This window comes from Nitratidesulfovibrio oxamicus (assembly GCF_015731765.1).
Taxonomy (GTDB): domain Bacteria; phylum Desulfobacterota; class Desulfovibrionia; order Desulfovibrionales; family Desulfovibrionaceae; genus Cupidesulfovibrio; species Cupidesulfovibrio oxamicus.
Genome location: NZ_VRYY01000078.1, coordinates 1 through 7,226 on the forward strand (window position 1 = coordinate 1; position 7,226 = coordinate 7,226).

At 67.9% G+C, this 7,226-nt stretch carries 8 protein-coding genes; 5 read left to right on the top strand and 3 right to left on the bottom strand.

All coding sequences use genetic code 11. The features are described 5' to 3' along the window. Positions 1–540: FliH/SctL family protein (locus tag FVW20_RS03685; protein ID WP_196608345.1), on the top strand; the 540-nt coding region annotated here is incomplete at its 5' end. A gap of 184 nt (positions 541–724) precedes the next feature. After that, positions 725–2,044, top strand: a complete 1,320-nt coding sequence (locus FVW20_RS03690) for a FliI/YscN family ATPase (RefSeq protein ID WP_196608351.1) — start codon at positions 725–727, stop codon at positions 2,042–2,044. A gap of 104 nt (positions 2,045–2,148) precedes the next feature. Here the strand turns inward: FVW20_RS03690 and FVW20_RS03695 are convergent, their stop codons facing one another. From FVW20_RS03695 to FVW20_RS03705, 3 genes are all read right to left on the bottom strand, one after another. Beyond that, the gene (locus FVW20_RS03695; protein WP_196608346.1) at positions 2,149–2,847 is read right to left on the bottom strand and encodes a phosphatase PAP2 family protein; all 699 of its coding nucleotides are present in this window, start codon (positions 2,845–2,847) and stop codon (positions 2,149–2,151) included. A 70-nt stretch (positions 2,848–2,917) separates the two neighbouring features. Continuing rightward, positions 2,918–3,820 carry a M23 family metallopeptidase gene (locus FVW20_RS03700; protein WP_196608347.1) on the bottom strand — a complete coding sequence of 301 codons (903 nt, stop codon included), beginning with the start codon at positions 3,818–3,820 and terminating at the stop codon, positions 2,918–2,920. Positions 3,821–3,979: 159 nt separating this feature from the next. Continuing rightward, the gene (locus FVW20_RS03705) at positions 3,980–4,726 is read right to left on the bottom strand and encodes a tRNA lysidine(34) synthetase (RefSeq protein ID WP_196608348.1); all 747 of its coding nucleotides are present in this window, start codon (positions 4,724–4,726) and stop codon (positions 3,980–3,982) included. Positions 4,727–5,358: 632 nt separating this feature from the next. Between FVW20_RS03705 and rpoZ the strand changes: the two genes are divergently transcribed. From rpoZ to FVW20_RS03720, 3 genes are all read left to right on the top strand, one after another. Next, on the top strand, positions 5,359–5,586 hold the full coding sequence (gene rpoZ / locus FVW20_RS03710; RefSeq protein WP_012613402.1) for a DNA-directed RNA polymerase subunit omega: 228 nt from the start codon (positions 5,359–5,361) through the stop codon (positions 5,584–5,586). Between the two features lie 6 nt (positions 5,587–5,592). Continuing rightward, the gene (gene dnaJ, locus FVW20_RS03715; protein WP_196608349.1) at positions 5,593–6,717 is read left to right on the top strand and encodes a molecular chaperone DnaJ; all 1,125 of its coding nucleotides are present in this window, start codon (positions 5,593–5,595) and stop codon (positions 6,715–6,717) included. Between the two features lie 236 nt (positions 6,718–6,953). Beyond that, on the top strand, positions 6,954–7,226 hold a 273-nt coding region (locus tag FVW20_RS03720), incomplete at its 3' end, for a hypothetical protein (protein WP_196608350.1).

Below are 7,226 nucleotides of genomic sequence, written 5' to 3' on the forward strand. Positions count from 1 at the left end.
GAGGCCGAGGTGCTGCGCGCCGCCGCCCACGAGCAGGGCCGCAACGACGGCTACGCCGAGGGCATGGCCCAGGCCCGGCACGAACTGGACGAGTTTCGCGCGGCCATGGGCGAATCGGTGTCCGCCGTGCTGGCCGCCATTCAGGGGCAGTGCTCGTCCATTTTCGCCGCGTGGCGCGGCGACCTGGTGGACCTGATGCGCACGGCGGTGGAGCGCAGCGTGGGCCTGGTGGTGGACGCCGAGCGCGCCGCCGTGCTGGAGACGCTGTTCGTGAAGTCGGTGCAGGCGCTGGAAAGCCGCCGTACCCTGACCATTCGCGTGAACCCCGAGGACGAACCGGCCGTGGCCGACATCATCGCCGCCACCAAGGACCGCTTTCCCGGCCTGGAGGCCTGGAGCGTGCGGGGTGATGCGGGCATCGGCCCCGGCGGCATGGTGGTGGAAAGCCGCGACGGCATGGTGGACAACACCATGGAAACCCGCCGCCGGATCATCGAGGACGTGCTGGCCGGGCTGACCCTGCCCGAGGATCGCCCATGATCTCGCCCCTGATCTCGCTCATGATCTCGCTCATGATCTCGCGCAGGATCGCCCCCATGTCTTCGCCCATGTTCTTGCCCATGTGCGGGGACCGCCCGTGACTCCGCCCGACAGCCCCCGCGACAGCCGTCTGTCGGGGCTTGATCCTGCCGCCTGCCAGCGCCTGCTGGGCGAGGTGCAGGCCATGCAGACCTACGGCAAGGTCACCAAGGTGGTGGGTCTGGTTGCCGAAGGCTGCGGCATAAAGGCCCCGCTGGGCGCGGTGTGTCACATGCTGCCCGAAGGGTGCGAGACCGGCCTTGCGGGCAATGCCGTGCGGCAGGGCGCCGCGCCCGACCCCGCCGCCTGCGAGGGCATTGCCGCCGAGGTGGTGGGCTTTCGCGACGGCAACCTGCTGTTCATGCCTTATGGCGACCTGCGCGGCATCCGCCCCGGCAGCCTCATCCGCAACACCAGCCTGCCCCCCGTCTTTCCCGTGGGCGATGCCCTGCTGGGCCGCGCCTTCGACGCCTTCGGCGCGCCGCTGGACAGCGGCGTCCATGTGGTCACCACCGGCGTGGCCCCCCTGTACGCCTCGCCCCCCAACCCGCTGGCCCGCCCCCGCATTTCCGACCCGCTGGATGTGGGCGTGCGCGTGATCAACAGCCTGCTCACCCTGGGCAAGGGGCAGCGCGTGGGCATCATGGCCGGTTCGGGCGTCGGCAAATCGACGCTCATGGGCATGATGGCCCGGTACACCGTGGCCGACGTGAACGTCATCGGCCTCATTGGCGAACGCGGTCGCGAGGTGGTGGAGTTCATGGAAAAGGACCTGGGGCCGGAAGGCATGGCCCGGTCCGTGCTCATCGTGGCCACGTCCGACCAGTCGCCGCTGGTGCGCATGCGCGCCGCCTATGCCGCCACCGCCGTGGCCGAACATTTCCGCGACCAGGGCAAGGACGTGCTGCTGATGATGGATTCGGTGACGCGCTTCGCCATGGCCGCGCGCGAGGTGGGGCTGGCCGTGGGCGAACCGCCCACGACAAAGGGCTACACCCCCACCGTGTTCGCCCAGTTGCCCAAGCTGCTGGAACGCGCGGGCCGCAGCGAAAAGGGCACCATCACCGGCATCTACACCGTGCTCGTGGACGGCGACGACTTCAACGAACCCATTGCCGACGCGGTGCGCTCCATTCTGGACGGGCACATCGTGCTTACACGCGACCTGGCCGACATGGGCCACTTTCCCGCCATCGACGTGCTGCGCTCCATCAGCCGGCTGCGCAGCGACATCTGCGCGAAGAACGTGGTGGACGCGGGCCGCGTGATCACCCGGCACCTGGCCACCTTCCGCAAGGCCGAGGACATGATCAACATCGGGGCCTACGCGCAGGGCAGCAACCCGGACATCGACAAGGCCATCGCCATGAACGGCCCCATCAACGCCTTTCTGCGCCAGGACGTGACCGACGCCGCGCCGCTGGCCGATTCGTTCGCGCAGTTGCAAGGGTTGGCCGCCGGATAGGGCAGGTGCGAAGGTTGGCGACGATTTTCGAAACGAGAGCGGGCGGGACAGCGATGTCCCGCCCGTTGGCGTTCTGAAGGGAAATCCGGCGCGGTGCGCCCGCGTCACGCGGTGCGTCGCTGCCCTGTTGCAAGCCACCATGCCCACACCGCCGCGCATCCGGCAAGCAGGCCCACCAGCCAGCCGCCCAGCACGTCGGAAGGGTAGTGCTTGCCAAGGTACAGGCGCGAATAGCCCACCGCCAGCGGCAGCAGGAAGGCCAGGTACAGGAGGCGGGACGGGGGGCGCGGGGATGCCGCGTTCGTAGCAGACGGGCCAGAAGGGGCGTCGCCCCTGCGCCGCCCGGCGCAGGCCGCGCCAAGGCCCGGCAGCATGGCGTACAGGGCGACGGCCACGGCCATGGTGTTGGCCGCATGGGCCGAGACGAAGGAGTCGCCCTTGTTCTTGCGCTGCTTGAAGTCCGCGGCGTTCTGCCGCCACTCCCCGCCGTCGCGGTAGTGCACCAGCGGCAGGGCCTTCAGCGGGCGCACCCGGTCGGTGGCCTTCTTGAACACGTTGCTGGAGGCGTCGGCAAGCCCGGCGGCAATGCCCACCACCAGCAGCAGGGCCAGCAGCGGCCGCAGCCCGGCCTTGCCGGTGCGGGTCAGGTACAGGGCCGCGCAGGCGGCAATGGCCACCCACAACAGCAGGGTGCTGGAGACGAGCGGCATCAGCAGGTCCAGCGCAGCGTTGCGCCAGTCCACGTTGACGCGCAGCAGCCACTCGATGTCCCATGTAAAGGGGGTGTCGAAGATGTGCAGCATGGGGTGTGGGGAAAGAGTGTGAGGTTGGCCGGGCGGGTGCCCCGGCCACGAGGGCGAAGCGGGTGTGTACCTAGTTGAGGATGTAGCGCATGGGATTCACGCACACCCCGTTCAGGCGAACCTCGTAGTGCAGGTGCGGGCCGGTGCTGCGCCCGGAGTTGCCGATGTAGCCGATCAGGTCGCCCCGGTTGATGGTCTGGCCTTCCTTCAGCACGAAGCGCTGCATGTGGGCGTAGCGGGTGGAAAGTCCACCGCCGTGTTGCAGCACCACGCAGTTGCCGTAGGCGCCGTCCACGGCGGCGAAGGTGACGGTGCCGCGCGCGGGGGCATAGATGGGCGTGCCGGGGCGGTTGATGACGTCGATGCCCTTGTGGAATTCGCCCTTGCCGGTGAAGGGCGAAACGCGCATGCCGAAGGTGGAGGAAATGTAGCCGTCGGCGGGCCAGATGGAGGGGGTGGCGGCCAGCACCTCGCGGTTGTCGCGCAGGGTGCGCACCAGTTCCTGCTGGCGCACCTCTTCCAGCCGCACGTCGGTGGAAAGCTGCTGCAGGAAGCTGTGCATCTTGCGGGCCAGCAGCTCCTGGCGGTGCAGGGGCAGGTAGCTCTTGGAAAAATCTTCGGAGCGCGAGCCGCCCATGGAGGCGATTTCGCCGGGGTCCTTCTCCATGTTCATCATCAGGCGCAGCTTGGAGTCGAACTGCTGCACGCGCGAAAGGTCGGCCTGCAGGGTGCGCACCTTGCCCACCATGTTCAGCATCTGCCCGTTCTGCTCCTCCACCGTGCGCTCGGCCTCGGCCAGTCGGCGCTGCAAGGCCGCGTTTTTCGTATAGAAGCCCCACAGCCACACGTTGGCGCCCGCCAGCGCCAGCACAAGGCAGACCACGGCGAAACCGAACCACCCGCGCATGCGCAGGTTGCGGTGGGCGCCGTCGTGTTCCTTGAGGATGACGATGTGGTATTTGCCGAGCAGCATGTGTCGGGCGTGGTCCTTGGTTGTGTGGGGCCCTGATCGACGGGGGCCGGAGGGGGACAGCGCCGGGCAGCAGAGGGGCCGGATGGCACGGGAGCCGGACGTGCAGGCATGGCTGGGCCGCGTTGCGGCTGGCGTCGGAGCGTAGCCATTGGTCTAGCGTTATTGGTCCGAGGGTGTCAACCCGAGCTGCCAGCGTATCAACCCGTTGAAAATGTTGGCTTTGGCGAATTTGCTGCCCTTGCACAGTTCCTTCACCTCGTCGGTCATCTCGCTGCGGCGCGAATCGAAGGCCGACGGGCAGGGGTTGCTCCACACGGGCAGGTTCCACTGCTTCACGGCGCGGGCAATGACCGGCTTTTCCACCAGCATCATGGGGCGGATCACCGTCAACCTGCCGCCGAAGAAGGCTTCCTTCATGGACATGCCGTCCACCCGGCCGGTCTGCACCAGGTTCATGAAGAAGGTGGTCACCAGGTCGTCGGCGTTGTGGCCGAAGGCCAGGTGGGTCAGCCCGTACTGCTTGCACAGTTCGAACAGCCGGGTGCGGCGCAGCTTGGCGCAGTAGAAGCAGGGCGAATTGCGCAGGTTGGCGGGCGAATGGGCCACGGGGCCGTGGTCGGTGACCTCTATGTGCGAGGCCACGCCGTTGGCGCGCAGCCAGGGCAGCAGCGGGGCGTGGTTGTGCGGGTCGAAACCGGGGTTCACGTGCAGGGCCATGATCTCGAACCTGAAGGGCACGATGCGCTGACGCAGTTTCAGCACCTGCAACAGCACCCAGCTGTCCATGCCGCCGGAAACGGCCACGCCGATGCGCGCGCCGGGGTGGATCATGGCGGTCTGCTGCATCAGCTTGCCTGCGGCGGTGACGCACTGCTTCTGGGCGTAGGACAGTTTTTCGCGGGGCATGGAGGTCTCCGTATGTCGGGATGGCGGGCCGGGCGGGGGCTTGCGGCAGGGACGGCGCGTGACGGCATGGCCGGATGCCGACAGGTGCGGGGGCGGACCGCCGGTCCGCCCCCCGATACCCCGGCGCGGGGCCGGAAGCAACCGCTGACACTGCCAGACCTGCCAGACCTGCCAGGCCTGCCAGGCCTGCCGAATCTGCCGAACCTGCCGAACCCGGCAGGCCCGGCTGCTTCGTCCGCACCCTCTGGCCGACTGCCTTGCCTGTCATCCGGTGCCTCTGGTTCCGCCGGGCTTCTGGTCCGGGAACGATCCCGGGCATCGCCGTCGTCGGGGCTTCGCCGGTCCGACCTGCCCTGCATCAACCAGAAAGGGAACGAGAGCGTTGTTCCCGCGTCCCGGCGTCCCGGCGTCCCGGCGCCATGACGTGCTTGACGTGTATTGACAGGACGGGTATGTTGCGCAGCTTGGCGTACTGCGTCCGCATGTCGCCCCCAATGTCGCCCCAGTGCCGGAAGTTCACCGTCGCCCGCCGGAAGTTGCGCGGGGGGCTGGACAACCGGCCTTGCCGCATTACCTGAAAGAGGCGTTGCGCGCCCGTGCCGCACGCCCAATCCTTTCCGCAAGGAGCTCCCATGGCCCGCATTACCGTTGAAGACTGCCAGGAACGCGTCGATAACCGCTTCCTTCTCGTGCAGATGGCCATCAAGCGTGTGCATCAGTACCGCGAAGGGTACGAAGCGCTGGTGGATTCGCGCAACAAGGAAGTGGTAACCGCCCTGCGCGAAATCGCCGCGGGCAAGGTGCTGCCCGATGAAGAGGCGCGCTACGTGGAGACCGAGGAAGACTTTCGGGCCGAATAGCCAGCCATGAGCCAGCGTGACTATTACGAGGTGCTCGGCGTAGCCCGGGACGCGTCGGAGGACGAGATCAAGCGGCAGTACCGCAAGCTTGCGCTCCAGTATCATCCCGACCGCAATCCGGACAATCCCGAGGCCGAACAGATGTTCAAGGAGGCCGCCGAGGCCTATGACGTGTTGCGCGACGCCGACAAGCGGGCGCGGTACGATCGCTTCGGACACGCGGGCCTCAACGGCAACGGCGGCGGCCACGGTTTTGCCAACGCCGACGACGTGTTCGCGCATTTCAGCGACATATTCGGCGATCTCTTCGGCTTTGCCACCGGCTCGTCGCGCATGCGCGGTCCGCGTCCCCAGGCCGGGGCCGATTTGCGCTACAACCTGTCCATTTCCTTCCGCCAGGCGGCCAAGGGCGACGAAGTCACCCTGCGCCTGCCCAAGAAGGTGACCTGCGACGAGTGCAACGGGTCCGGCGCGGCTGCGGGCACCAAGCCCGAAACCTGCCGCCATTGCGGCGGCAGCGGGCAGATCCGCCAGAGCCAGGGCTTCTTCCAGATCGCCGTGCCCTGCCCCGTGTGCCGGGGCGAAGGCCAGGTCATCCCCACCCCCTGTCCCAAGTGCAAGGGGGCGGGCATCCTGCAGCAGGTGCGCGAACTGTCCGTGCGCATTCCTGCCGGGGTGGATACCGGCAACCGCCTGCGCCTGCGCGGCGAGGGCGAGCCGGGCCTGCACGGCGGTCCCCCCGGCGACCTGTACGTGGTCGTCAGCGTGGAGCAGGACAAGACCTTCCGCCGTCAGGGACAGGACCTCGTGATCACCCACGAGATCAGCTTCGTGCAGGCCGCCCTGGGCGACCGCATCGAAGTGCCCACCCTGGATGACCCGGTGACCCTGGAAATTCCCAAGGGCACCCAGAGCGGCGAGGTGTTCCGCCTGACCGACCAGGGCCTGCCCTACCTTGGGCACCACCAGAAGGGCGACCTGCTGGTGGAGGTGCGCGTGCTGACGCCCGTAAGCCTGACCAAGAAGCAGGAAGAACTGCTGCGCGAATTCGCCAAGCTGGAAGAAGGCAAGCCCTTCGAGAAGGTCAAGAAGGTGGCGCGCAAGATCGGCAAGGCCATGGGCATGGAATAGCCGTCGTTTTCAGACATGCAGGCGTCCCGTCCGCCTCCGGTGTTTCGCCGGAGGCGGGCGTCTTTTTTGCGGCCGGGGGGCGGTGGCGGGTTTTGCAACCGGTGCGGCGGATTGGCCTTTGCGGCGGTGGTGTGCTAGACTGGATGGGAATACCGGTTTTTTCATGCAGGAGTATCCCCGGCGCGCCGTGCCAGCGGCGCGCCGGGGCTTTGTTTCCGTCCGGCAGGAGGTGTTTGATGATTGCCGATGCCCGTTCCGGCGCGCTGTTCCGCGCGGAAAGCCTGTTCGCCGAGCACGTCTGCGATGCCGCCGTGCTGGCCGGTTTCGACCTGTCCACCGACGCCGTGCGTCGTATCCTGGCCGGAGACCCTGAGGCCCCGGCGTCCCCCGATGCCCGGACCTTCGTCCTGCGGCAGGGCCAGGCGCTGGGCTGGGTGCTGCGCCGGGTGCGTTCCGGCACGTTCGACCTCACCTGGGGCACGGCCCGCGCGGTGAACGCGCTGCTCACC

What these genes read in the sequence shown, in the direction of transcription:
- FVW20_RS03690 (WP_196608351.1), top strand. Translation starts at nt 725, where the DNA reads ATGCAGACCTACGGCAAGGTCACCAAGGTGGTGGGTCTGGTTGCCGAA.
- FVW20_RS03695 (WP_196608346.1), bottom strand. Translation starts at nt 2,847, where the DNA reads ATGCTGCACATCTTCGACACCCCCTTTACATGGGACATCGAGTGGCTG.
- FVW20_RS03700 (WP_196608347.1), bottom strand. Translation starts at nt 3,820, where the DNA reads ATGCTGCTCGGCAAATACCACATCGTCATCCTCAAGGAACACGACGGC.
- FVW20_RS03705 (WP_196608348.1), bottom strand. Translation starts at nt 4,726, where the DNA reads ATGCCCCGCGAAAAACTGTCCTACGCCCAGAAGCAGTGCGTCACCGCC.
- rpoZ (WP_012613402.1), top strand. Translation starts at nt 5,359, where the DNA reads ATGGCCCGCATTACCGTTGAAGACTGCCAGGAACGCGTCGATAACCGC.
- dnaJ (WP_196608349.1), top strand. Translation starts at nt 5,593, where the DNA reads ATGAGCCAGCGTGACTATTACGAGGTGCTCGGCGTAGCCCGGGACGCG.